Origin of the sequence: Methanoregula sp., from assembly GCF_028679125.1 — an archaeon.
GTDB lineage: Archaea > Halobacteriota > Methanomicrobia > Methanomicrobiales > Methanospirillaceae > Methanoregula.
Genome location: NZ_JAJRCG010000002.1, coordinates 149,512 through 175,609, shown reverse-complemented (window position 1 = coordinate 175,609; position 26,098 = coordinate 149,512). Strand labels below are relative to the sequence as shown.

Sequence of the window (26,098 nt, the reverse complement as noted above, 5' to 3'; positions counted from 1 at the left end):
ACCTTTTTTTATGATTATTTAAAAAATATAATTTTGAAAAATTTACCGGAAATACCTCCCGGAAAATCTGGTTCCGGGTATTTGGATAATAATTCTGTTGTTTAAAAACAACACTCCCGGGAGCATGAAGGCATGCCCCCGTAACCGGGGATCCCCCTATTGCGATAGTGACGTATTACTTGTACGGAATTTGTCAGTTGCCCGGTTTCCATGCAGAAAAAAGATGTTCAGGTACTGGTTTTAGTGCCTGCGTATGGCAATGAATGCAACTGCACCGAGACTGATTACGGCGATCAGTGCACCATATCCCGGCGACGTGACCGGGGCCGTTATGGGGACTGAAGGACTGGGGGTGGCTGTTGCAATTGTTGTCGCTATTGTAGTTGACGGGGTGGTAGTTGCTGATTCGAGGGCTTCCCAAGGGTGATTGAGACCGTACCGTACGCTGCGTCTGCAAGGTTTTCCTTGTCATAGGGCTGGCTTATTGCGTAGACGGAGTAGGTGCCTGCATCGAGCGTATAGTGTGCAGTCCCCCACTTCCAGGACCAGGTGTGGTCACTCTTGACACTTACCTGCTGGTAGGAGGCAGGGTTGTCGTTTTCGAGGAGCGAGTGCACCGGGTCCGGGTTGTTGATCTGTGCGCCATCTTCGGGCAGGCCGGGTCCGGTAATGAACGGGTAGGTCAAGTCAGTTATGTATTGTCGCCGGAGAACTCGATCGTCTCGCCGACGTAGTAGTTCGTGTCGTCGGTTGCCATGATTGTAATATGGGGCCTGTCGGCGGCCATGGCGGCGATCTGTTCCTGAGTCAGGTTAGATTCTGCCGATACCGGCATTACCGCCAGAAGGACAAACAGGGCAACCGCAACGAGTGCAAGCATCAATCGTTTCGTCATTTGTTCTTCACCTCCGCATAACGATGAATGCAATTGCGCCAAGGCCAATCAGCGTAATCAGGGCATCGAAGCCGGGCGACGTTGTGGGAGTCGGGGTCGCAACGGAAGATGTAGGGGATGCTGTTGCTGACACGAGCGGCTTCTTGATGACGATAGAGACTGTACCGTAGGGTGTTTTCTCAAGATTGTCTTTGTCATGGGGTCGGGCTGCTGCATAGATGGTGTAGGTCCCGGCATCGAGTGCACTATTCGAGGTTCCCCACGTCCAGGACCACGTATGGTCGCCATTGACGTCCATGACCTTGAAGGTTGATTCAACGCCATCCGCAACTGCGTTCTTGCCGGGGTTGGTACTCCTGATATCCGAACCCTTTGGATTCAGGTTCGGACCCGTAATGAACAGGTAGGTCTTGTAAGACCCGGTGTTGGTACCGGAAAACTGGATTTCATCGCCGGGGTGATAACTCTGGTTGCCGGTTGCAACGATAGTAACTACACCCGGGAGAACGGTCTCTTCGGTTCCAGAGGGGGTTGTAGCTGGCTTGGCTGCAACAGACGGGATTGTAGTAACGTGGATTGTAGCAAGTGGTGTTGTAGTTGACGGGGTGACAGTTCCTGATCCCGCTGAGTTTTTGAAAGCGACAACGGTGAAGCCGTATTCTATTGTTGGATCAAGGTGGTCATAATCCGTAGGCCGGGGCACTACGTAGATCTTGTAAGTACCGTCTTGAATTACATGACTGGTGGTATCCCACTTCCAGGACCATGTATGGTCACTCCTGACCGCTGTCTGCTGGAAGGTGGCAGGGTTGCCGTTTTCGAGCGGCGAGTGCGCCGGGTCCGGGTTGTTGATCTGTGCGCCGTTTGCGGGCAGGTCGGGCCCGGTGATGAACAGGTAGGTCATGTCGGACGCGGTGTTCTCGCCCAGGAGCTCGATCGTGTCGCCAGGGGTATGGACCATGACGAACATACCATTGGAGTCGATCGTGTCGGCAGGAGGGATGTAGTTCGGGTCAATGCGGTCCATGACCGTAATATATGGCCGGTCGGCGACCATGGCGGCGATCTGTTCTTGAGTCAGGTTAGATTCTGCCGATACCGGCATTACCGCCAGAAGGGCAAACAGGGCAACCGCAACGAGTGCAAGCGTTAATCGCGGAATCATTTTTCTTCATCTCAAATGCAATAGTATTATATTGTAAAGTTCTGTGACTTTACTAATTAAATGATTCTAATTATATACCACACAAAAGAAAATACGAAAAATTTTTAAAATCAACAGGTGTAAGACAGGAAATTATTTTTATCGTACACCTACCGGAACTCACCGATCTCCGCGTCAGCAATCCCGAGTTCCTGATCGATGGCAACAACCAGCCGCTGTAACGTGGACAGCACTTCACGGGCATCCTCGTTATCCATGTTTCCCGGCTGGTGCCAGATCACTTTCTTGCGCAGCAGGGTGGTGAGTTCCTCCACTTCCGTTCCCCGGAACTTCTCCGCAGAACAAGACCGGCAACATGATCTCCGGCACCGTGCCATGCCTGCTGCGGGGGCAGCGCAAAATGCATCGCGATCAGCGTGATGCTGGTCACGAACCCGCATCCGAACTGGTGCTCCATGCAGAGATGATGGGGGTACAAGGCCTAAAACATTCCGGCCGGGGATCAGAACATGTGGAACGAAGTCAGCCAGACCGCTACCGGGATAGCGATGATAAAGACGAGAGATATCGACAGGAAGGCCCATTCCCCGCCTTTGAGACCCTTCTTTGCCACGAAGAGGTAACTCTCACGACCATATCCCCGGCAGAGCATGCTGGTGTACACGCGCTCGCCCTGTTCGTAGGACCGGATGAACATCGTACCGATCATGTACCCTAACTGGCGGAGCCGGTACTGGTAGGAAAGGTGACGGTCAAACGCGTCAAAGCATTTCGTTTTCAGCGTTTCATTGATCTTGCGGAACATGTACCCGAAGACAAACAGATACCGGATCATCATCCCAAGGGCAAGGGCAAACTCGGCGGGAAGGCCCATCCGTGCCCCGCCTTCGAGCATATCCTGCATCTTGGTTGTTGATGAGAGCAGGATGATGAACGAGATACAGACCACGAACTTGACGAACAGGATGAATGCGAACTCGATGGACTGGGCATAGATGTTGATCCCGAAGGGAAGACTCATGACCACATCGTACGTGGTATAATACTTGTTTTTTAGGAAAATCTGGAAGAAGATGATGACCCCCCAGAGAGGGATGATCGCGAGTGCACGCTTGAGATAGATGACGGGGGACAACCGGGTACAGGCCCAGAGTACACAGAAGAAGGCAAAGAAGATCGCCCCGACCGTGTAGATCATGGGGGAATAAGGCACTGCGACAAGAGCAATGATCGCAGCAAAGGCTATGGCGATCTTGACCCGGGCATCCAGCCGGTGGATCGGGCTGTCCTTGAAAGCATCCCGCTCAATCTGGAAGAGTTCTTCGATCATGATCGCTTGCCGAATGCGCGGAGGAGGGACTCTTCCGCATCCGCATACGTATAGGCCATCGATACGTCCACACCGTTCTCTTTGAGCGAATTCAGGAGTTTTGGGATGACCGGCACATCAAGCCGTACGGATTTGAGCATGTCAGGTTGGACAAATATCTCGTCGATTGTTCCGCTTGCCACGATCCTCCCTTTGTCCATCACATAGATGTAATCCGCAATCTCAGGGACGAGCCCGACATCGTGGGTGGAGAAGATGACCGTCATTCCGTATTTTTTCGAGAGCGAATTGATGAACGTATTGAGATCGGCAACCCCTTTGGGATCGAGACCGGCAGTAGGCTCGTCCAGCACCAGCACCTCCGGTTCCATGGCAATCACCCCGGCAATTGCCACCCGTTTCTTCTCGCCGCCACTCAGGTGGTGGGGGACCCGGGGGGCAAGATCCTCGATCCCGACAATCTTAAGTGCCTCGTGGACCCGGTGATGGATGGTTTCCTCATCGAGACCGAGATTGGTCGGACCAAAGGCTACATCCAGTTCAACGGTCGGGGAGAAGATCTGGTCATCCGGATTCTGGAAGACAATACCTACGAACTTCCGGATCTCCCGCTGGTTCTGCTTGGTTATGGGCTCGCCACGGATGAGGACGGAACCGGACGTGGGTTTGAATATCCCGTTGAAATGTTTGAAGAGGGTGCTCTTTCCGGCACCGTTCGATCCGATCACCGCGATGCGGGCATTCCGGGGTGCGATAAAATTGATATTATTCAGGGCGGCAACTTTACCGGGATAGACATAACAGAGATCGCGGGTCTCGATCAGATGCATAAGTACACGATGTAGGTTGAAAAAAGGTAAAGTCCTGTTGGTTTTATTTCACGGGCTTGCTCGCCTTTTTAAGGCCATAGGCAAGACCAAAGACCACCAGGAATGCAAGGATCGTGCCGACAATGATCGCGACGAGTCCCCCTGTAGACCCCAGTGATTCACCGAGCGAGTAATCCGGCATTGGCGCAGAGTAAGCGAAACGGCCTGCTTCCTCTTCATGGATCTCTGCATCCAACGGGGTTGCGCCGGTCAGATCCTTCTGTCCCTGCACAACCAGTGCCGTGCTCTCAAGACCATCCGGATCGCCGGATGCCATGAACACCGCAACTCCTCCTATAAGGAGGGCGACGATGATACCGGCAATAAGGAACGTCTTGTTGTCCATCATGGTACCTGTGCCCCCGCGGGAGTTTTAACTCCGGTATCCACGAGATCCGGGCGGACACTGGTGATCAGATAGATTGCAGCAACAGTAACGAATCCTTCAATCACGCCGATGATGGCATGATAGATACCCATTGCGACAAGGCCTTCCGTGAGCGGGAACGTGCCGGCAAAGTACATCTCCACCGCGCAGGCAAGGGCCGGGATCAGACAGGCAAGCCATGCTGCAACGAATCCTGAGATCGGCATGCTCTTAGTAACCCCCATGAGTCCTTTGAAGGAATAGAACCCGACAAAACCGCCGATGACACCCATGTTGATGATGTTTGCACCCATGGTCGTGATGCCGCCATCTCCAAACAGGACCCCCTGAACGATGAGGACCAGGGAGAGAATGAAGACCGCTGCAAACGGCGATCCGAGGATGATAGCGGCAAGCGCTCCACCTACAAGGTGCCCGCTGGTTCCCATTGAAACCGGGAGGTTGAAGGACTGGAGGGCGAAGATTCCCGCCGCAAGCACCGCAACAAGGGGAAGTTTCTCTTCGTTCATCTCGTTTCTCGCCCACCGCAGGGCCAGCGCTACAAAGACAAGGGCAATGATCCAATAGATAGCTCCCTGCCATATCGGAATGAATGCGTCAGGAATATGCATGGTTTCATCTCAATAAATGTTACTAGTGTGAGAAATAGTAATACTTGGTAGATTAAAAATATTGCTCTTTGATAATTAGGTCTGAATTATTTCCGGAAAGTGACAGAAAATATAAAAAAAATTTCCTACAATACAAAACCAGTCGGGATAGAGAAAATACAGGGTATTTGTGGGGAGTGAATATCTCTTAAATATAAAAATAATAAATGAGAACCTTTTTTTCCATAGACAGAATGATACCTGTCACTAATGATCTCCCTTCTGTATGTCGACGATGAGCCGGAACTGCTCAAGATCGCCAAGATATTCCTGGAACGGGAGGGCGATATTTTCGTTACCACAACAACGTCTTCGATGGAATGTCTCGACATGCTGGCAGACCAGTCATTTGATGCCATCATATCCGATTACCAGATGCCCGGTATGGACGGCATCGAACTCCTCAAACAGGTGCGGGGCAGAGGGCTTTCCACGCCCTTTATTCTTTTCACCGGCAAAGGCAGGGAAGAAGTAGTGATCGAGGCCATCAACCATGGTGCTGATTTTTACCTCCAGAAAGGCGGTGCAGCCCGACCCCAGTTTGCCGAACTCCGCCATAAGATCCTCGTTGCCATGGAGCGCCGACAGGCAATCGATGCGCTCAGGGACTCCGAACAGAAACTTGCCGACATCATCAATTTCCTTCCCGACGCAACCTTTGCCATCAATACGAATGGGCAGGTGATCGCTTGGAACAAGGCAATCGAGGCCATGACCGGTATCCCTGCGTCATTGATGATGGGCCGGGGGGAGTACGAGTATGCGATCCCGTTCTACCGGACGCGCCGGCCCATCCTCATCGACCTCGTCCTTGCCCCGGATGATCCGTATGAACAGGCACATTACTATAATCACTGCCACGACGGCATAACCCTGACAGCCGGGACCACCATTGAAAATCCGGACTGTACCGGTGCCGTGCACATCTGGGCAAAGGCCAGCCGGCTCTATGACAAGAACGGGAAGATCACCGGGGCCATTGAATCCGTGCGGGATGTAACCGAGCAGATGAAGGTTGACCAGACCCTGCGCGAGAGCGAGACCAAATATCGGGAACTTGTCGAAAACGCCAACAGTATCATCATTAAGATGGACCCGAAAGGCACGATCACCTTTTTCAATGAATTTGCTCAGCGCCTCTTCGGGTTCACTACGGAAGAGATCATCGGGAAACCCGCTGTTGGCACCATTGTCCCGACACATGAATCCGGTTCCAACCGCGATCTCGCTGATATGATCGAGAACATCATCGCCCATCCTGATGATTACACAAACAACGAGAACGAGAATATCACCAAAACCGGTGATCGGGTCTGGATCCACTGGTGGAACAAGCCCCTATATGACAAGAAAGGTGTCATTGAGGGGGTGTTGTGCGTTGGCACGGACATTACCGCTCGCAAGCACTTTGAGGATGATCTCCGCGCCGAGAACGAGAAGAACCGGGGGCTCATGGACAATGCCAGCGATGCCATCTTCATTATGGATGCCGCAACCGGCATGTTCACCGATGCCAACCGACGGGCACTCGAACTTGTCGGCAGATCCCTTCCCGAACTCCGAGACATGCACCTGACCGGTATTTTTCCAGACGGATTTCATGAGACCTACATGAACTATTTCTCCCACGCAGCACACGAAGGTTCAGGATCCCACTCCCTTGGAATCGTTGACCGCAAAGGCAGGGTTATTCCGGCGATAGCAAGTTTCACTTCCATCACTCTTGAAGATCGGCTGCACGTCATGGGGATCTTCCATGACATATCTGATATCCAGATGGCGCAGGATGCCCTGAAACTGGCGAACCGGAAACTCAACCTGCTCTCCGATATCACCCGTCACGATATACGGAACAAGCTTACCGTGCTTGGAGGATATCTTGAACTCTCCCGGGGACTCACCCGGGATCCGGATTACAGCATGTACATCCGGAAGATCCAGGACATTGTCAGGACAATTGGCGAGAACATCGAGTTCACCGGACTCTACCAGAACCTCGGTGTGACTGCTCCTGACTGGCAGAACGTCCACGACATCTTCTTCCACGCATGCGCCAGCATCGATATCCGGACAATTTCAGTCCAGTCGGATACCGGGGCGCTGGAGATCTTTGCCGATCCCCTCCTTGAGCGGGCGTTTTACAATATCGCGGAAAATGCCGTTACCCATGGGGGAAAGGTGAGCCTGATCCGGATCTCCGCCCATGAAACACCTGATGGTGCAATGATTGTGATAGAGGACAATGGGACAGGGGTTCTGCCATCAGAGAAGGAGCAGATCTTCACGAAAGGGTACGGGAAGAACACCGGCCTTGGCCTCTTCCTTGTCCGCGAGATCCTCTCCATCACCGGCATTACCATCCGTGAAACCGGTGAATACCACAAGGGAGCACGGTTCGAACTGGGTATTCCCTATGCAGCATGCAGGTTCCCGCAAAACCAGGGGGCTGACCGATGCCACATCCATCTCGTTGATCCCGACGCAAAAGAGCTCCCTCACCCAGAGGTCCGTTTTTTTAATTAACCCCCATGGAAAATTTTCCAGCATTTCTTTCGGGCACGGGCATTCCCACGCATCAGTTACGGTGGGGCAGGAATACACCGGTTAAACCAGAACAAACCAGGATATGTGATATCCGGTTCAACAGGAATTCCAGTACTGCATGAAATTAGAGCCCGAATTAATAAAAAGCGTAAGATCTCAACAGGCAACGAGCGCCGGATATAGTCACTAGGGAAAAAAACGCCAGCCGGATACCAAGACATCTTCCAGAAACAGTGCAATCCGGTACCTGCTGGCCATCATCTCGTTCCCGCGCAAGAATATCCGGGTGTCTATTCAAGGGATTATCCTGGCCCGTGTTCTCCGTGGTCCCTGAACGATTGACGAAGATTTGTTCCGGTTCGATCACTTCCGGCTTTTCGTCCGGGGAAGAAATCTGGAAAAAACCCAAATCCATTACTTTTATTACGGTTCTTCGTAGTTCCAGATGATTGGGATGTGATACGGGTTGCCGACTATCCACAATTCACATGGAAAATTTCAGAGACATAAAGGGTTCCTGTAATTTGTCTGGATTCAGGTATTCCAGAGCATATTTTTCAGCCAGACTCTGCTGAAAAAATTTCAATCGCGATCATGAGGTGTCAGTTGATGAGACGATTATCGGATAATTATCCGACAATATGTATGTACATGCGACAAAATTTTTGATTTTCCGACGTGAGATGGTTTGCCGATCAACCGGACCCTGCCTGAAAAATTTTGAGTGGGGGGTGAGGGGATGGTTGAAAATTTTTTGCCGGAGATCGATTGCGATGCTGATACTGGTGTAACGCACTCAGGTTATGGCAGGTAGTGTACATACCAGGATTCACGAAGAAAGTATGAGAGAAGTACTGAATTCATTAACAGCGCGTGCAACGGGATATCCATTGTCTCCCGAAAATTCAGGACCTGCAGATAAATAAGGGATCCCGATCGGCGGACAGGGTTTTGAGGGTACGACTAAAAATGCCCGCGTTTTTTAATATACCTCAAAATTTTGATTGTTTTCAAATATATTGCTATTTTGAGCCCGAATAAAATACGGAAGAAATATATAGTAATTAAATAAGAACAAGAAATCGGAACATTGGAACCGTGTATCGAATTCTCTATGTTGATGACGAACCCGCCCTGCTTGAGGTCGGCAAACTTTTCCTTGAGCAGCGTGGGAAGTTCACCGTTGACACCATCACTTCTGCCCAGGGCGCTCTTACCCTCCTGGACACAACGAGTTACGACGCCATTATTTCTGATTACCAGATGCCCGGGATGGATGGCCTTGCACTGTTAAAGGAGGTCAGATCATCGGGAAACAAGATCCCGTTTATCCTTTTTACCGGGCGGGGACGCGAAGAGGTTGTCATCCAGGCACTGAATGCCGGTGCCGATTTCTATCTCCAGAAAGGTGGCGAGCCCAAAAGCCAGTTTGCCGAACTTTCAAACAAGATTCAGTATGCCGTCATAAACAGATCTGCTGAGGTGGCACTCCGGAACAGCCAGCGTATGCTCGAAGAAGCAATGGACCTGGCAAACCTGGTGAACTGGGAGTGTGATATCGACACGGGTATGTTAACGTTCGATGACCGGTTCTCCACGCTGTATGGTACTCCCGCAAAGCGTAAGGGCATCAACCATATGACCGCAGAAGCATATCTCAGCGAAGTGGTTCACCCGGATGATCTTCATGTCCTTCTCGATGAAGATGAGAAAACCAGGAACATGACTGACCCGCACTACAAATCCCGACGGGAATACCGGATTATCCGCGGGGATGGCGAGATCCGGTACATTGATATGTGTGTCGGGATCACAAAGAATGCCGAAGGCAGAACCATCAAGACCCATGGTGTGAACCAGGATATCACCGAACGCAAAACAGCAGAGATGGATCTACGGAGGGCATACGAACAGATCACCGTACAGGAAGAAGAACTCCGTGTACAGTATGACAGTATGGTTACCATGCAGCAGCGGACTGCCGAATCACAGCAGATGCTTACTGCAGTTCTCAACACGGTTCCGGCCCGGGTATTCTGGAAGGATACAACCCTCCGGTTTCTGGGATGCAACGAATCCTTTATCGATGACGCCGGGTTATCCGATCCCTCTGACCTTATCGGCAAGAGCGATCTCGATATGGTCTGGAAGGAGCAGGCTCTCCAGTACCGTGCTGATGATCAGCAGATTATCGATACCGGTATACCAAAAATCGGGTACGAGGAGACTCAGTCCTCATCGGGAGGGTGCCAGATCCATGTGCGGACCAGCAAAGTTCCGCTGAGGAATCCGGATGGACATATTATCGGCATCCTGGGAACCTACGAGGACATCACCGAACAAAAACGGGCCGATGAAGCACTTCGGGAGAGCGAGAAGAAGTTCCGGACACTTGTCGAGCACTCGCTTGATGGCATCCTGATCACCGACTTTACCGGGAAGATTCTCTTTGTCAACCGGGCTGCCGGCCGTGTCATGGATGTTGAGGATTATGAAACCCTGACAGGGAAGAGGAATGTCCTTGAATTTATCGCCCCGGAATTCCGTGATGAGGTAATCCGGGATTTATACCAGGTTTCGCAGGGTATCGATGCCTACCTTGTCCATTACCGGCTCATCACCGAAACAAAACGGGAACGCAGGGTCGAGTGCATCGGGAAGAAGATCGCATTCGGAAACTCTCCGGCAATGCTGGTATCCGTCAGGGATGTATCTGAACGTGAACAGGCCGAAGCGGAACTGTTGGAATCGGAGAACAAATTTGCCACGGTTTTCCGGTGCAGCCCGGTCCCGCTCACGCTTGTCTCTCTGACCGATGGAAAATTCGTTGATGTCAATGACGCATTTGTGAGAAGTACCGGGTATTCCCGCGAAGAGGTAATCGGCATATCAGCACAAACATTGGGGATCTTTACTGACAGGAATGAAAATGAACATTTCGTCTCCATGCTCAGGGACAAGCGACGCGTCCAGGGCCTTGAGATGAAGTGCCGGACAAAAGCCGGGGCCCTCAGGACATGCCGGATTTCATGCAGTATTATCCTGATACGCGGGAAACCCTACCTTCTCTCAAGCATTGAAGATATTACCGAACGCAAGGACACCGATACTGCATACCAGGCAATGATCAAGAGCGTGGTCGGCACAACCGGGCTCGATTCTCTCCAGAAAATAACAGAAATCGTCAGCACGTGGCTGGGGGCCGAATGCGTCATGATCGGCGAGATCCAGCCTGACAACCTGACGGTGGACGCCGCAGCCATGATCCTTGACGGAAAGGTGGTTCCGGATTTTTCCTATACCCTCAAAGGAACTCCCTGTGAGAATGTCCGGGAAAAGGGGCTCTGCCTGTACCCGGATAACGTGAGACAGCTCTTCCCGGAGAGCAGGGATCTCGCTGAACTCAATATCTGTGGTTACCTCGGGATTCCCCTGCGGAACTCCGGGGGGCAGGTTTTTGGGATTTTCTGTGTTCTTTCCCGGAGCCCGCTCCAGGTAGCGTTGTCAGTGCAGGAGATCATGGAGGTGATTGCTGTAAAAGCTTCTGCGGAACTCGAGCGGGCCCGGATTGAGCGTGCACTTACAGAGAGCGAGGAGAAGTTCCGGACCATTTTTAAGAACAGCCCCTCTCCCATCTGCATCAACAGTATCCCCGATGGCAAATTCCTGGCCGTCAATGAAGCATTCATAACAATCAGCGGGTATGCGGAATCAGAAGTGCTGGGAAAGAACCCGCTGGACCTGGGTGTGCTATCCTTCGGGGATTATGACAGGTTAAGTTCACACCTGCTGGGCCCGGGCTGCCTTGACAATATGTCTATGGCCATCGGTGGTAAAGGAGGGAAACGGGTTCACATCCAGGCTTCTACAATTCCGGTCACCATTAACGGCAGGTCTGCCATTATCAGCACGGCCGCGGAGATTACCAAACTTAAACAGGCTGAGGAAGAACTCCTCCAGAAGAATGATGAACTCAGGAGAACCGAACAGGTGCTCCGTGAGAGCGAGGCACGGTTCCGCACGATCCTTGAATCAATGCAGTCCTGTATTGTCATTATCGATGCACGTACCTACAGGATCCTGGACACAAATCCCAAAGCGCTCGAAATGATCGGGGAAACGAGAGAATCGGTTATCGGCTCGGACTGTCACCGCTTTCTCTGTCCAGCCGATGAAGGGAAATGCCCGGTAACGGACCTGGGGCAGACCGTTGATTCCTCTGAACGTATCCTTCTCACTCATGGGGGAAAAAAGATCCCGATTCTCAAGAGTGTGGTAAAAACAATGCTTGAGGGAAGGGAGGTACTGGTGGAATCCTTCGTTGACATTTCAGAACGTAAAAAAGTCGAAGAAGCCCTCCGCCGGGCGAACGGCCAGCTCAGCCTGCTCACCGGCATCACCCGCCATGACATCACCAACCAGCTTATGGTGCTGAACGGGAATATCGAACTCCTGCACAGGAATGCACCCGATCCCTCATTGAATCATCACTTCGCCAGGATCGCGAAGGCCAGTAACCAGATCAGTGCCATGATCAGGTTCACCAAAGAATATGAAAAAATCGGCGCCAATGATCCTGCCTGGCAGGAGTGCCGTGCCCTTGTCGACTCGGCAGCAGCGGGTACTACGCTCGGAAATGTGGTGATGATAAACGATCTATCCTCCGAATCAGAGATATTCGCAGATACCCTGATTGTCAAGGTCTTTTACAACCTGATCGACAATGCGATCCGGTATGGCGGAAAGATCACGACCATCAGGTTCTCTACTGACCTGCAAAACGGCAACCGGGTCATGGTATGCGAAGACGATGGGGAGGGTATCCCGGCTGAGGAGAAGGAGCGGATCTTTGACCGTGGGTATGGGAGAAATACCGGGCTCGGGTTAGCCATTTCCCGCGAGATTCTTGATATCACGGGAATCACGATCCATGAGACTGGGACGCCCGGCAGAGGTGCACGGTTCGAAATGGTTATACCGAATGACGCATACCGGCCAGCCAATTCCCAACCGGGGGATTAACGGGAGTACCGTTATTCCCGGGAGACCGGGTTTTTAAAACAGCGTCTTTATCCCGGCCTGCATGAGCGGGCCGAGGAGCCGGAGCATCCGGGGTTTCAGCATCAGTTTCCGGGCAACCACGGACGGCCGGTCCATATCGCCGTACTCCTCGATGACCCGGAGGATCTCCGGGTCATCGAGCGCACGGATCAGGTCGTCGATATCCTGCCCGGAGAGATGCTGCCGTATCTGAAACAGTCTGAACCCGAGGGCAAGTTCGTTCCCGAAATCCGCCTTCCACCGCTGTTCATAGCCGGCAAGGATCGCGTCATCAGACCGGCCGGCTGCGCAGGCTTCCGCTGCAACCGCTGCAGCGTGCAGGGCCGAGCGGATGCCGGTGTAGACCCCGCCCCCGGAGGTGGGTTTTGCAAACCCTGCAGCATCCCCGGTAAAGAGGGTCCGGTGGCCGTACGTCCGTGGCATGATCCCCAGCGGGATGGTGCCGGTGACAAGATGGACCGTGGAATCCCCGAACTGTTTCCGGAACGCTGCGAACAGCGCCGGCACATTGTCCTGCGCACAGAGGCCGATCCGTGTCCGCTCGGGGCCGGTAGGAATCGACCACCCGAAAAATCCCGGCGACGCATCCGGGTAGACCTCCACGAACCGGGAATCGTTTTTATGGAGTATATCTGCCTGGATACCGGCAAGAAAGACCGGCGCACGCTGCATACCGAGCATCCGGGCCAGGGTGCTCCGGGGGCCGTCTGCGGCGATCAGGACATTGAAGGAGATCTCCTGGTGCCCGTCAACCCCCCGGGTCTCAAGCATTTTATCCCGGATCCCGCAGGCAGCGGTATGAAGGAGAAACTCGGCACCGTCATCCGCCGCATGTTCCGCCATCTCATGGTCAAGGATTCCCCGGTCAACAACGAATGCCTTGGTCTTTTTTGCATCGATAAGGATATCCGAACCCTGTGCGGAGATGACGCGGGCACCGGACACCCTGTTGAGGACGGATCTCTCTGACACCCGGCATTCGGCAAATGCTGCATTCGATAGGAGGCCGGAACACTGGACCGGGTAGCCGATGGTGCCGTGCTCCTCGATGCAGAGGGTCTTGAGCCCCAGCCTTGCACATTCACCCGCTGCTGCGCTCCCTGCCGGTCCGGCACCGACAACAACGACATCATAGGAATCGGATTGTGGGGTCATAGGTGCGGGGGCTCTGCTGCCCGGAAAAGAATTAAAAAATTATTTTTTCCCGTCGGATTTGTGGCGGATGTACGCGGTTTTCTGGGGGGGGACCTCTCCCGAACCCTCGTCGCCCTCGGGATTGTAGAAACCAAGCATGATGGCAAACAGGCCGAATACCAGGGCAAACGTACCGACAATCGAGAGTACCAGGTTCTTCTCAAAACCCGGGAAGTAATAGAAAAGGGCACCGAGAAGTGCCAGCCCGGCCAGGATCATGGCGGGGATGAGGATATATTTTGTCTTCGGGTGTGTAAGGGCGAGCGTGATATCGGTGAACCCGTTATAGGCGGCGACGATTGCAATGAGCAGGATGAGCAGGATGGCAACAAAACTGGCAAAGATGATCGAGAGCACCCCGGTAACCAGCAATGCAGCCGAGAGACCGAACCAGAGGATCGAGTCATCGCCCCTGCCCGTGATGGCAAGGAAGACGAAGACCGCGATCCCGAGGATTATCAGTACCCAGAAGAATCCATAAAATGTCCCCAGCGTAAGCTCCGGAAGCAGCAGGGCCAGAATACCGAAAATAACCCCGACAAAACCCCTTATAAGGCACGTTGTTTTCTTATCGAACATATATATCACCCGGGCAGTCCCGCAGTCTGTCCATTTTCCTACAGATTGATTGGCAATACAACTACAAAATGCATACTGTCAGGACAGCACGGCAGGGAATACCTGTGATGGATAGTATTGGGGGATCTGGATATAAGCCTGCCTCCGGTATCCCGACGAAAAGCGATGTGTACTTATTACCGGAACTCAATAATCTGTTGAGAGCGGGCATTTCCCCAAGGAATGCCTGCATTCCCCGGTGTCCTTGCGTGTCTCCTGTTCCCCAGCCCATGGATAAAACGGTAAAACCGGATAGGACAATCCCTCTTGAACAGATCGTTGCCGGAGAGATTGCAACGGCAGAGTGCGAGCGGCAGGCATTCCGTCTCCACAGGGAACCGGCTGCCATCGAAGCAGCAATCCTGCTCCTCTGTATCCTGGTAAATGTCGGCTATTCCGGGATACGCAACGATTACCTCCTCCTCTTTGTTGCCGCCAGCCTCTACCTCAACATGTTCTATTTCATCACCCTCCTTGTCCCGACCAGCCCCGGTGCCATTGCTCTCCGTAAACCGGAGATCGCAAAATTCCATGCTTGGCTGGCAGAGAACGGCATCACCTCCGGCACCCGGCAGTTCACCAGGATCTTCGTAAACACGATCTTCATGAACAGCCGGACGCTCACCCGGGGGTTCTGCATGATCTTTGCCGTGGACATCGTCTTCACCATCATCGCGTATTTCTATGGGCTCCCTTCGGATATCGCCCTCTTTGTCATCACCCAGTCCGCGGTCATCCTCCTGTTTTATGGCCTTGTCTGGAAGATCGAGCCGTTCACCGCTGAATTCGCCCGGAACATTGATCTCGTACGGGACCGGCTCTCCCGCGATCTTCCCCCGGCGATCATCTCGCTGCTGTTCCTGACCGGGTTTCTCACGATCGTCTTCCTGTTCATCACCACGATCATTCTCCTGCCGGGGATCACCCTGAACGCGTTTCTGACCGGATCGGGGCTCTCGGAACTCGCTCACATGTTCCTGCTGCTGGGCGTCCTCGTTGTCAGCCAGTACTTCATCATCCGGTACATTCACGGGAAGACCAGCCGGGTAATGGCGGAGCGCCTGCTCGACTACCGGGAGGAACTGCTCCGGAGTCTGGAGCGGGATCTTGAACAGGGTTCCACATCAGGTCACGATACCGATGTGAAGAGCCGGTACGAGATGACGACGCGCCTCATGGAATCCCGGATTTACCGGATCCAGCGGAATTCCCTGCTCGGGACCTTCCCGGTCTACGTAGTGGACCTCGATTTTTCCGTGATCATGGACACCACCACGCTGACTGCGATCAAGGGATACATCACCGAGAAACAGTAAGTTCTGTCCTGTAAGGACCAGGAAAAAAGTCGCGGGGGTTTTTAAGAAAACCCCTTCTGTCATCAGGAACCATTCATCTTTTTCAGTTCTCCTGAGATCTCTTCCAGGATCGGGCTGTTCGCCGGTGTTACGTAGACAATGTGCTGTCCAACAACGAGCAGACTGCCCACCGGTTTTCCCCTGCCCACCGGATGGGCATTGTACAGCCGGATGGCCGCATCACGCGATTCAGCGCTGTCAAACGCCTGCGTTGACATCGTTACCGTATTGCCGGAAGAATCGGTGAGGACATACGTCTTCCCACCGGTTGCCCCGGTCAGGTTCCAGGTGGTATCCTTAACGCTGGTGATGGTGATTCCCGCTGCCAGTGCAGCATCCTTCACCGGCTCACCGGGAACCACCCGGTATGGAACTTCCGTGGAGACGAAGATGATCATCGCGCAGGGTATCAGGAACATCAGGACGAGGAACAGTACCAGCCCGTGCTCCATTCTTGGCGTCATGTTCATGAGAATCCTCCTGTGGTACTATCTGGATAGAGCGAGTTCATCATACATTCCTCCCGGGCACCGCTGGTTTTTTCCAGCTCGCTTTTTTGAGTTTCAGGAATACCAGGGGCGGTACGGCCAGAAGGAACGTGCCGAGCAGGACGGACAACACGTAGGCGAGCCCGTTTGATGCGAAGAACGACGGGGGCATGAGCCCGACCACGAATGCAAGGGTTGTTCCGAACAGCCCGAGCCCCCCGACAATCCAGACACCGGTCTTCCCACCCGGGATGGTGAAAGGACGAGGCTTGTCCGGCTGGCTGTACCGCAACTTGATCACGGATGCAAAGACCAGGATGTACACAATACAGAGCAGCTCGACCGTCATCGCTGACAGGATCCAGTACGCCTGGTTGACCGAGGGCAGGAACACGTACAGGAGCGCGATGAGCGAGCCTATCAGCGCCTGGATGACCAGGACCGCAACCGGTGCTCCGTACTTGTTGGTACGGTCAAAGAGCGGGGGCATGTTGCCTTCCTCGGCAACGATGCCGAGCCCTTTGGCCGGCCCGATCAGCCAGGCCGCGAGCGAGACGACCCCGCCAAGGGTGATCAGCACGGCCATGGGTGCCACGAGCCAGGGAACATGGGCAGCATTGAAGAAGTACTGGATCGCCTGCATGACTCCGGAGGCGAGATTGAGCTGGTCTGCCGGGATGACGATGGCGATCGCGAGCGTTGCAAGAACGGTGCAGACCACGATGATAAGGGCCGAAAGGGCCATGGCCCGCGGGAAATCCTTCTGGGGATCCCGGGTCTCAAGGGCATGGAACCCTGCCATCTCCATACCGGCGAAGAGCAGGATGATGGTGGCAAAGAACGGGAGCGTGGAGAAGTTGATGGTCGGGACCATTGCCTCCAGGGTCAGGTGCGGGAGCACGAGCGACTGGCCTGAACTGAGCCACCAGACCCCGAGCAGGATGATCAGGATCGCCGGGATTATGCTCCCGAGTATCACACCCACATTGCCGAATTTCGTGGATGCCTCTTCCCCGAAATACGCGATGGCGGTCGTGCCCCAGAACGCGATCATCATGACAGTGAACATGTAATACGGGCTGGTTGCCAGCGCCGGGGTAAGGGCAAAGGCGAGCGTAGACGCTATAAACGAAAGGACCGTCGGGAACCAGACAAGGTTGTTGGACCATTCGCAGAAGAGCGCGGTGAACCCGCCTTTCTCGCCGAACGCCTGTTTGACCCACGCATAGACCCCGCCACCTTCCGGCCACCCGGTCGCCAGCTCGGCACCGGCAAGGGAGATCGGGATAAGGAAGAGGATGGCGCCGATAATATACCACCCGATACATGACCACCCGTAGATCGCCATCGAGGGGAAATTCCTGATACTCAGCACAGCGGCCACGTTGATCATGGCCAGCGCAAACAGTCCCAGCACTTTCTTTGACGGAAGACTGCCCGTATTGGTTGCATCTGCACTCATCGCTTCTTCTCCACAACGCAGTTCATCATGTACTCGCCATTGACATTCTCGATGCCATGGGTGTCGTGCTCAAAGCCGGGGAACCGCTTGTCGAACTCCTGCATGACCAGAAGGTACTGGAGCAGGGGCCCCTTTTGTCCCCCGGTCCGTTCACCCGGGGCAAGGAGAGGGATGCCCGGGGGATACGGCACAATACCGGTTGCCACGATCCGGTTGCCGGCTTTCGCAACCGGGATCTGCTCCACGTTGTTCCGCACCAGGTTCCGGTACGCATCAGCATAGGTGATGGCCGGTTCCGGCAGGAGCGAGAACGCCTGCTGAAGCAGCCCGCACATGGTGTGATCCTTCTTGAAGGCGTGCATCTCTGTAACCAGGTCCTGCAGCGTCATGCCGCCGTACCGGGCAGGCCAGGTATTCGTAAGGTCGGGAAAGACCTCCTCAAGCGGGGCATTCTCATCGTAGAGTCGTTTGAACTCGAAGAGTTCGGTGATCAGCGTGCCCCACTTCCCTTTCGTGATCCCCATCGAGAAGAGGAAGAGGATTGAATAATCCCCGGACTTCTCGTTAATGATGCCCCGCGTATCGAGGAACTTCACTACGACTGCCGCCGGGATTCCCCAGCGTGCGAGCGTGCCGTCATCATTGACGCCGGGCATAAGGACCGTGACCTTGATCGGGTCGAGCATACAGTAGTTGTCCGGCAGGCCGTCGAACCCGTGCCATTTCTCGCCCGGGTGCAGCACCCAGCAGGAGGGATTGTCCCGGAGGGTATCGAGCGATGCCCCGGCAAACGGGATTTTCCGTTTTGTCTTCGGGTCGGTGACCATTGCCGGCTGCCACATCGGGAACCACCAGTCAGTTTTTGTCTTTCCGGTCGCGATCTCTTTCTCGATCCGGGCCATGGTCCGGCGGAATCGTATCGCTTCTTCGATGGACTCATTGGTGAGCACCCGGCCGGAAGCCCCGTCCATCATCTTCGAGGAGACATCGAGCGACGCGATGATCGTATACAGGGGCGATGTGGAGCTGTGCATCATGAACCCCTCGTTGAACCGGGAGTGTTCGACCGGGGTACGGCCGTTCCGGATATGGATCATGGAGGCCTGTGAGAGGGCGGCCAGCAGCTTGTGGGTGGACTGGGTGGCAAAGACCGTGGGGCCGTTCTTGTCCTTTGCCCCGTCCCGCATCGCGAACCGGTCCTTATAGAGCGGGTTGAACCGGGCATAGGCGTACCACGCCTCGTCGAAGTGGATGCTGTCCACGCTCTTCCCAAGCAGCGCTTCCACGTCCGCTGCATGGTAACAGAGGCCGTCGTAGGTCGAGTTCGTGATCACGGCGTGCACGGGTTTTTTATCAGGAATATTTTTTGTGAGCGGGCAGGCTGCGATCTTGGCCTTGATCGCTTTTGATGTCATCTCTTCCGGCGGGATCGGGCCGATGATCCCGTACCGGTTCCGCGTGGGGATCATGTACACTGCAACAGAATGGGTCATCGTGAGGGCGTGCTCGGCCGACTTGTGGCAGTTCCGGTCTACCATGACGATGTCGTCCTTGGTGACCCGGCCGAAGTACACGATCTTGTTGGCCGTGGATGTCCCGTTCGTGACAAAGTAGGTCATGTCAGCGCCAAAGACCTTGGCCGCGTACCGCTCGGCCTCACCGACCGGTCCCGAGTGATCGAGCAGCGACCCGAGTTCGCCGACCGAGATAGAGAGATCGGAGCGGAAGAGCTGTTCTCCGAAGAACTCGTGGAATATCCTCCCTGCCGGCGATTTCCGGAACGCGGTGCCTCCGGCATGGCCTGGCGTGTGCCACGAGTACTCGAAATCTTCCGAGAACTTCACCAGTGCACCGAAGAACGGGGGCAGCAGGCGATCCTCGTAGCGCTTTGATGCGGCCATGATGCGACCGGCGATAAATTCCGGCGTGTCCTCCATCACGTAGATGTACTCGTTGACCTCCCGGATCAGGCCGACCGTCAGGGCCACGGGGGTCTCGCTCGTGGGCTCGGCCATCAGGAAGATCGGGATATCCTCGTTGCGGCTGCGGATCTCGTGAATGAGCTCCACGGTCTCTTTCTGTTTCTTTGCCGTGTCGCCGCCAAGGTTCCAGTTGATGAGAATGCAGTCAACTTCCGGGAGGCTGGAATAGGCAGCCCGGGCATCCTCCGGCGATGAAACATCCGCAACCCGGATGCCGAACTCTTCGATGCCCTTGACGATCCGCTTGATTGCCCGCCCGTGGGGGGTATCAGTGTGGATCGCGTCATCGATGACGGCGACCAGCAGATGCTTCTCCGGGTTCATCGCATTCCCTCCGTCCGTGCATGGCGGCACAGAAGGCGATCATGAATGGTCCTGCTCATGATGAGCGCTTGGATATACTTGCATTTAAATAGTGGGGTAATGATGCAGGGGGATTCTGCAGGGAGAGGCGCCCGAAACGGTCCCTGACGTGAACGTTGTAACGATCGGGTGCATGGTCATCCTGCGGCAGAACAGAATGATAGATATACTACCGTGAGGAATTTTACACCGGTAATACCATGACAGAAAACGAAACAATAGCTGACCAGGGCATCGAAGGACTCAGGCTCTTCCCCTGGTGGCTCCTCCTCCTCTGGGGGATCCTTGCATTACTTCTCGGGGTCGCATTCCTCCTCACTCCCGGCATGACCACAATTCTTCTCATCACCTTCATGGGAGCTTACTGGCTCGTGGGAGGAATCTTTGCCATTGCGAGTCTTGCGGTTGACAAGAGCAACATGGGCTGGAAGATCTTCCTTGCGATCATCAACATTGTCGCCGGCATCGTGATCCTGCTCTACCCGATGTACAGCACGATCTTTGTCCTGTCGTTCTTCATCATCTTCATCGGGTTCTGGGCCTGTTTCGTGGGAGGCGCCCACCTGTTCCAGGCATTCTCGAAGAAGGACTGGGGTAATGCAGTGCTCGGTATCATCAGCCTGATCTTTGGTATCATCCTGCTCATCAACCCCTTCATCGCAGCAGCGCTCCTGCCTTTCGTTGCCGGCGGGTTTGCAATCGTCATGGGGATCGTCTCGATCTACGTCTCGTTCGCTGCAAAGAAGTGCGGCGAAGCGGTCACGGCGTGAGCGGGTTCTCCTGAATTTTTCTTTTTTAAAATTAAATTTCCAACGCGACCTGATGGAAAAAATCTGACGTTTAGGTCAAAATCCCTTTTCCAAGGCTCACCAGTTACAACACAAAGCACAACCGGGAGTGTGGCACAGCCATTCTTGGCACTGCCACAGATTCTACAGAGCAGAAATCATTGTTGAACGAATACGAGAGAAACCAGAAACTTGATTCGCAATCCTGAAAAAGTTATTTTTTTGGTTTGGAAACTGGTTTTGTCGCAGTCTTTGTCGCCATGGTCTTTTTTGGTTCGGCTTTCTTTGTCACAGGTTTCTTTTTGGTTTCAACCATCTGGTGTTCAACTCCGATCAAAATGATTTGTGATGCATTACCAGAGGATGATCATCTGTGGAGCGGCAAGTCCGGAATTCGGGTATCTGGTTAGATTTCCGGAGAGCCAGGCAAATATCATCACCCCGAAATTATAGTATGCCCCCGCGAGTAATAAACTTTTTTGATTTAGTATGAATTTGTTTGAATTATAAAAAAGAGTACACTTTTTTTTAAATTGGGGGATTTAAAAGAAAATGGATCTTAGGAAACATGCATTGATGAATAATGAGGCTGATACATGGCAATGCTTTTCTCCATTCATCACCAAATGAAAATTGGTTCCCGTAGTATAAGAATTTTTCATTTTGTATTACGATATATGATTTTTTTAAAATTGAGTCAGGTGGATTTCCCTAAAATCATGCACAACTGGTTATTCCCAGCATAGTCATGTCTTCTCCATGCCACAGGTTATGTCCGGATTACAAACTCACGGGGAACTCGGTTGATTTCCTTGCCAGGGACAAACGCCCACATTGAATATTTTTTAAGTCGGGAAGTCAGCAAGTACCAGATCATGCAATCGAACCCGCGCTCATAACGAATTCTCACGATTTTTTGTTCATGATGACAACGGAGGCACGGTCAAGTGTATTTACACCAAAATAACAATTTTAATATTAATGTAAAACAAATATTTATTTTATATAATCAACACAGGCTTTGCATCGATACATGGGACACTCAAGGAGTATACAACGGAATATGCTGCACCCACACAAAATCCAGCGCCGGTATTTCAACACCCGGACCCGGGATACGATCGCTCAAGAGAGAAACTGCAATGCAACCGGTATTGGCCAGACAGGACATGGAAATGAAGGAATGTGAACTGCCATGACAAAAGGACACCCGGCAACAACAGGTGTTGACAATGCAATCCGGATTGCACAGGGCAGGGTTGCGCGATGAAAATCTGTTACGGCCTTGAGAGCGTGTGCGACTTTTTGATCCGGACACCGGTCAACGTTATCTTTGTTAAAGTACGGCGTACAGAAAAAATTATTTCCACGATCCGGGAATTCGAACACGAGTACCGCGATATGATCGAAGAACTCCAGCTGTTTCCGGAATCAACCCAGATCCTCCTCGAGCTCTGGATTTATTCCAAGAACGGAACCTACCGGTACTTCCGGGTCGGGAGGGCCGGCCTTTCCGAGATCGAGCGTGACGGGACCTCTGGTTTACCAGTCAGTCCGGGAGATTCTTAAATACCCGTACCTGGAAGGAACCAGGGGCAGAGGGAATGGGGGACAGTACACCTCATAACCGGAGTGTGCCCGATTCCCTCTTTCAGGGCATCCAGGGGTGAGACCCGAGATCCCCTCATTGACCTGCATCCCCCCACACCTGGAAGACATTTCTCTGACGGAGAAAAACCAAATGCCCGGGACCCGGGCCGTAATACCCGGTTTTTGAGGGACTAAATCGTGAAAATGAAGGACTAAGTATTTCGATTCCTTTGTAATGGGCCCGGATCGGGTGATCCGGAGCATTTGCATGGCTCGACAAATCTGTAAATAGCGCTAATTCCAGCGCGGATCGCCATGCAGGACGACCTGGTGACTGAGGCAGTGGGGGAACCGTGGGTTTTCCGGCCCCACGATCCGGGGGAGCGTGGAGATGATTCCCCATAATGGCTGGTGAATCCCTGTTGGCAATACCGGTGAATTTTTTTATTTTTTGTTGCAGCCTCTCAATAATTATTCAATTCTTGCTATCCACTCACATTAAATTACAAAAACGAATTCTTTTATATAATCAAGTGCTACGAATTCGATAGGATGTATGAAATTTGTACCTACATCTTTTTAAAAATGACAAAGGTGTTATGATGTGTTCTTACGAAAAATCCAGAGACGCTGGCGTCTCTCCGGTCGTCGGCGTTATGCTGATGCTGGTTGTGACGATTATTATTGCAGCAGTGGTGAGCGCATTCGCCGGGGGACTTGGCGGCAGCCAGCAGAAAACGCCGCAGGCCAGTCTCCAGATTAAGACCGGCTGGGTTGTTGGTGATGATGGGACTATCAGCACGTCGAATTATGATATCTCATTCGAGCATATGGGAGGCGATGCAATTATGACCAAGGATACGCAGCTGATTACGTACCTGACACTCCCGAACGGGACCGTAGTCAGGCACGTACAGTCGCCGACTTCTTCATATAATTGCATGAATCTGTATGGTAGCGTATCCTGCACACGGGCTCCACACGTCTACGACAACCAGAAATACGGTTTTCCCTGCGGAAATGCGGTAACAGGATTCCAGAGTTCCGCATGGTTCGGGAATGCAACCTGGATGTCGGGGGATATCGCCCGGACATACCAGATGGCATATACTGCCGAACTCCTGGGGTTGGTTCCGGATGCCAGTATGTATCCCACCCCAGATAATATCGCAATAACCGCCGGGATTGATGTATTGAAAGAATGTATCAGCAATCACTCGCAGATTGAAGTGAAACTGCTGCATGTGCCCAGCGGTAAGTACATTATCGACAAGAAGGTGAACCTGCAATGATGACAAAACATTACCATAAGCAGGATTCAGCAGTCTCCCCGGTAGTAGGCGTGATGCTGATGCTGGTTGTGACGATCATCATCGCTGCAGTCGTTTCGGCCTTTGCCGGAGGAGTGAGCGGGGCGCAGACCAAGACCCCGGTGGCAACCATCACGGCTTCGGAGTTCTATGTCGGGGGATCCTATGATCTGACCAACCAAACAACGGGCTTTGGAAAAGGGGTTCCGGCACCGATCAGTGATCCGGCCGATCCTGCCGCTGATGTTTACATCATCTTTGAGCATAAAGGCGGCGATTCGGTCAACCTCGCCAACATCGAGATGAAATTCTCATCTCTTCAGAAACCTGCGGAGAAATCCACGGTATCCAATGCCAACACCCCCCTGACAAATACCAATGCCTCCGGACTTGGTGGCCAGGCCACGGGCGTCGGAGATAAATCATTGATCACCGGCTTCTCCAATAACTGGTCGAAGTATATGGAACGGATGCCGGATCATGGCACAATTGTCAAACCGGGTGATAAGTTCGTTGTCCACGCGGATTATGTAGCTAAGTATAAGGGATATGTCTCCGTTAACTGGCTCAAGAACGACGGGACGTACCCATTCTTTGTCAATGCCGGTGATGTGCTTACCTATCAGATCATCGACAAATCCAGCAATAAGATGATCACGTCCGGGCAGATCGCGGTGCCGGAGATTACCGGATAAGGAGGGGAAAACATGATCAGGACTTTCAACAACCATGAAAATGCAGTCTCCCCGATTGTGGGTGTGATGCTGATGCTGGTCGTCACGATCATCATTGCAGCCGTGGTCTCTGCTTTTGCCGGGGGTATATCCGCCGGAACCGAGAAAGCACCGGTGGCATCGTTCGAATGCCATATCTCGAACAGCGGCAGCTGGGGTACCAGCGGATTCGATCTCGCGGTCATAAGCACGGACAACGCGATCCCGACAAAGGATCTCAAACTGGTAACAACCTGGACAAACAACAGCGGGTACCCGATTGTCACCACGATCACCGGGCAGTCGGTAATACCGAACACGTATTATAAATGTGGTTCAGTAACGGATCCAATAAAGTGTGAAAATAATTACACGTCGCCTCTCGGGTTCGGACCAGGTGTGAACCGTACGGTGGTAAGCGGTAGTTATTACACAGACCAGCACTGGGGCAACTACAGTCTGCTGTCCGGTACGCATCTTCACAACTCTGCCGCCGGGTTTAGTAAGACCATCGGGGGATATGGTTCCACTCCAGACTCCAGATACCAGTACACTACTGGATCTTACACGCTGGGCCCTGGTGAATTCGGCACTGATGCAATGCAGGCAATCCTCGGCAAGGGATGGGAGGAACTCAGGCCCGGTAAGGTCGTTAACGTCCAACTGATCCACATCCCAAGTTCGAAGGTAATCTTTGACAAGGATGTCACCGTGGAGGATGCATAACCATGACACGAATGGACAACCAAGCAGTCTCACCGGTAGTCGGTGTGATGCTGATGCTTGTCGTGACAATCATTATCGCGGCGATAGTATCGGCATTTGCAGGTGGCTTGAGTGAGAGTAACGATAAGGCGCCCGATGTCCAGATCACTGGAGGTTACAGCCAGTCCCATGGATTCTGGATCGAAAACGAAGGCCCGGAGGATATCAGCACGGCAAGTACGACTGTCCTTGTGCGCTTATCGGACTCGTTCGGCAATGCCGAGCATATGGTCTGGTCGGTAAACAAGACCTCGATCACGAATTCAACAAAAGATGCCGATGCTAACCGCTGGTTGAAAGCCGGAGGCTATACCGGAATCAAATCATTCACTGTGGGTGACCGGGCATACGTTCTTCCGCCATACCATAACCACTCATTCCTTCAACCGAACATGGATAGTAAATCAAGCGTATATTATCTTGATAACCCGGACAACATTGGCAGATCTTTCTGGGTGGAACTGACCGACAAGAGCGGGAAGATCTTTGCGAAGACGAAGATAAAAATCGAACCCTGATCTCATCTTTTTTATCCTTTTTTTCGATAATTGGAAGATTCAATCCTGAT

General features: G+C 53.0%; 24 protein-coding genes. 9 read left to right on the top strand and 15 right to left on the bottom strand.

Annotated elements, in window-relative coordinates; genetic code table 11:
- Window positions 1-240: 240 nt before the first annotated feature.
- From LUQ43_RS13380 to cbiM, 9 genes are all read right to left on the bottom strand, one after another.
- Window positions 241-333 (bottom strand): PGF-CTERM sorting domain-containing protein, encoded by a 93-nt coding sequence (locus tag LUQ43_RS13380; protein WP_363318474.1) that lies wholly within the window; start codon window positions 331-333, stop codon window positions 241-243.
- A 41-nt stretch (window positions 334-374) separates the two neighbouring features.
- Window positions 375-686, bottom strand: coding sequence for a hypothetical protein (locus LUQ43_RS02540; protein WP_299963481.1), 312 nt, complete (start codon window positions 684-686; stop codon window positions 375-377).
- Between the two features lie 5 nt (window positions 687-691).
- Window positions 692-895, bottom strand: a complete 204-nt coding sequence (locus tag LUQ43_RS02535) for a hypothetical protein (protein ID WP_299963479.1) — start codon at window positions 893-895, stop codon at window positions 692-694.
- A gap of 7 nt (window positions 896-902) precedes the next feature.
- Complete coding sequence (locus LUQ43_RS02530; RefSeq protein WP_299963477.1) at window positions 903-2,060, bottom strand: hypothetical protein; 1,158 nt, start codon at window positions 2,058-2,060, stop codon at window positions 903-905.
- 149 nt (window positions 2,061-2,209) lie between these two features.
- Window positions 2,210-2,374: a hypothetical protein gene (locus LUQ43_RS02525; RefSeq protein WP_299963476.1), complete on the bottom strand. Its 165-nt coding sequence runs from the start codon at window positions 2,372-2,374 to the stop codon at window positions 2,210-2,212.
- 188 nt (window positions 2,375-2,562) lie between these two features.
- A complete protein-coding gene (locus tag LUQ43_RS02520; protein WP_299963474.1) occupies window positions 2,563-3,390 on the bottom strand; it encodes an energy-coupling factor transporter transmembrane component T in 828 nt (275 codons plus the stop codon).
- Entirely contained in the window at window positions 3,387-4,220 is an 834-nt protein-coding gene (locus tag LUQ43_RS02515; RefSeq protein ID WP_299963472.1) for an ATP-binding cassette domain-containing protein, read from the bottom strand. Before LUQ43_RS02515 ends, LUQ43_RS02520 begins: the two co-directional genes overlap by 4 nt.
- Window positions 4,221-4,263: 43 nt before the next feature.
- A complete protein-coding gene (locus tag LUQ43_RS02510) occupies window positions 4,264-4,608 on the bottom strand; it encodes a PDGLE domain-containing protein (RefSeq protein WP_299963470.1) in 345 nt (114 codons plus the stop codon).
- Window positions 4,605-5,258: a cobalt transporter CbiM gene (gene cbiM / locus LUQ43_RS02505; protein ID WP_299963468.1), complete on the bottom strand. Its 654-nt coding sequence runs from the start codon at window positions 5,256-5,258 to the stop codon at window positions 4,605-4,607. Before cbiM ends, LUQ43_RS02510 begins: the two co-directional genes overlap by 4 nt.
- A 249-nt stretch (window positions 5,259-5,507) precedes the next feature.
- On the opposite strand from cbiM, the gene LUQ43_RS02500 reads away from it, so the two are divergent.
- A complete protein-coding gene (locus LUQ43_RS02500) occupies window positions 5,508-7,820 on the top strand; it encodes a response regulator (protein ID WP_299963466.1) in 2,313 nt (770 codons plus the stop codon).
- 1,119 nt (window positions 7,821-8,939) lie between these two features.
- Window positions 8,940-12,863 carry a PAS domain S-box protein gene (locus tag LUQ43_RS02495; protein ID WP_299963464.1) on the top strand — a complete coding sequence of 1,308 codons (3,924 nt, stop codon included), beginning with the start codon at window positions 8,940-8,942 and terminating at the stop codon, window positions 12,861-12,863.
- A 33-nt stretch (window positions 12,864-12,896) separates the two neighbouring features.
- On the opposite strand, the gene LUQ43_RS02490 is transcribed toward LUQ43_RS02495, so the two are convergent.
- Complete coding sequence (locus tag LUQ43_RS02490; RefSeq protein WP_299963462.1) at window positions 12,897-14,057, bottom strand: NAD(P)/FAD-dependent oxidoreductase; 1,161 nt, start codon at window positions 14,055-14,057, stop codon at window positions 12,897-12,899.
- Between the two features lie 39 nt (window positions 14,058-14,096).
- On the bottom strand, window positions 14,097-14,675 hold the full coding sequence (locus LUQ43_RS02485) for a hypothetical protein (protein WP_299963460.1): 579 nt from the start codon (window positions 14,673-14,675) through the stop codon (window positions 14,097-14,099).
- Window positions 14,676-14,923: 248 nt separating this feature from the next.
- Here LUQ43_RS02485 and LUQ43_RS02480 point away from each other — a divergent pair, with 248 nt between their 5' ends.
- A complete protein-coding gene (locus LUQ43_RS02480) occupies window positions 14,924-16,030 on the top strand; it encodes a hypothetical protein (RefSeq protein ID WP_299963458.1) in 1,107 nt (368 codons plus the stop codon).
- A 62-nt stretch (window positions 16,031-16,092) separates the two neighbouring features.
- Here LUQ43_RS02480 and LUQ43_RS02475 read toward each other — a convergent pair whose 3' ends face one another.
- Genes LUQ43_RS02475 through LUQ43_RS02465 form a run of 3 tightly spaced genes read right to left on the bottom strand, consistent with a single transcriptional unit; the run spans window position 16,093 to window position 20,325 of the window.
- Complete coding sequence (locus tag LUQ43_RS02475) at window positions 16,093-16,533, bottom strand: hypothetical protein (RefSeq protein ID WP_299963456.1); 441 nt, start codon at window positions 16,531-16,533, stop codon at window positions 16,093-16,095.
- A gap of 46 nt (window positions 16,534-16,579) precedes the next feature.
- Window positions 16,580-18,019, bottom strand: a complete 1,440-nt coding sequence (locus LUQ43_RS02470) for an amino acid permease (RefSeq protein WP_299963454.1) — start codon at window positions 18,017-18,019, stop codon at window positions 16,580-16,582.
- Window positions 18,016-20,325: an Orn/Lys/Arg decarboxylase N-terminal domain-containing protein gene (locus LUQ43_RS02465; RefSeq protein WP_299963452.1), complete on the bottom strand. Its 2,310-nt coding sequence runs from the start codon at window positions 20,323-20,325 to the stop codon at window positions 18,016-18,018. Before LUQ43_RS02465 ends, LUQ43_RS02470 begins: the two co-directional genes overlap by 4 nt.
- Window positions 20,326-20,564: 239 nt before the next feature.
- Between LUQ43_RS02465 and LUQ43_RS02460 the strand changes: the two genes are divergently transcribed.
- Window positions 20,565-21,134, top strand: a complete 570-nt coding sequence (locus LUQ43_RS02460) for a DUF308 domain-containing protein (RefSeq protein WP_299963451.1) — start codon at window positions 20,565-20,567, stop codon at window positions 21,132-21,134.
- Window positions 21,135-22,194: 1,060 nt separating this feature from the next.
- Here LUQ43_RS02460 and LUQ43_RS13375 read toward each other — a convergent pair.
- Window positions 22,195-22,362, bottom strand: a complete 168-nt coding sequence (locus LUQ43_RS13375) for a hypothetical protein (protein ID WP_363318473.1) — start codon at window positions 22,360-22,362, stop codon at window positions 22,195-22,197.
- Between the two features lie 56 nt (window positions 22,363-22,418).
- Here LUQ43_RS13375 and LUQ43_RS02455 point away from each other — a divergent pair, with 56 nt between their 5' ends.
- The 5 genes from LUQ43_RS02455 (at window position 22,419) to LUQ43_RS02435 (ending at window position 26,048) form a co-directional block, all read left to right on the top strand.
- Complete coding sequence (locus LUQ43_RS02455) at window positions 22,419-22,721, top strand: hypothetical protein (protein WP_299963449.1); 303 nt, start codon at window positions 22,419-22,421, stop codon at window positions 22,719-22,721.
- Between the two features lie 620 nt (window positions 22,722-23,341).
- Complete coding sequence (locus LUQ43_RS02450; RefSeq protein WP_299963447.1) at window positions 23,342-24,034, top strand: type IV pilin; 693 nt, start codon at window positions 23,342-23,344, stop codon at window positions 24,032-24,034.
- Window positions 24,031-24,747: a type IV pilin N-terminal domain-containing protein gene (locus LUQ43_RS02445; RefSeq protein ID WP_299963444.1), complete on the top strand. Its 717-nt coding sequence runs from the start codon at window positions 24,031-24,033 to the stop codon at window positions 24,745-24,747. Before LUQ43_RS02450 ends, LUQ43_RS02445 begins: the two co-directional genes overlap by 4 nt.
- 12 nt (window positions 24,748-24,759) lie before the next feature.
- The gene (locus LUQ43_RS02440) at window positions 24,760-25,491 is read left to right on the top strand and encodes a type IV pilin N-terminal domain-containing protein (RefSeq protein WP_299963442.1); all 732 of its coding nucleotides are present in this window, start codon (window positions 24,760-24,762) and stop codon (window positions 25,489-25,491) included.
- Window positions 25,492-25,493: 2 nt separating this feature from the next.
- Window positions 25,494-26,048, top strand: a complete 555-nt coding sequence (locus LUQ43_RS02435) for a type IV pilin N-terminal domain-containing protein (RefSeq protein WP_299963440.1) — start codon at window positions 25,494-25,496, stop codon at window positions 26,046-26,048.
- The last annotated feature ends 50 nt before the right edge of the window (window positions 26,049-26,098 follow it).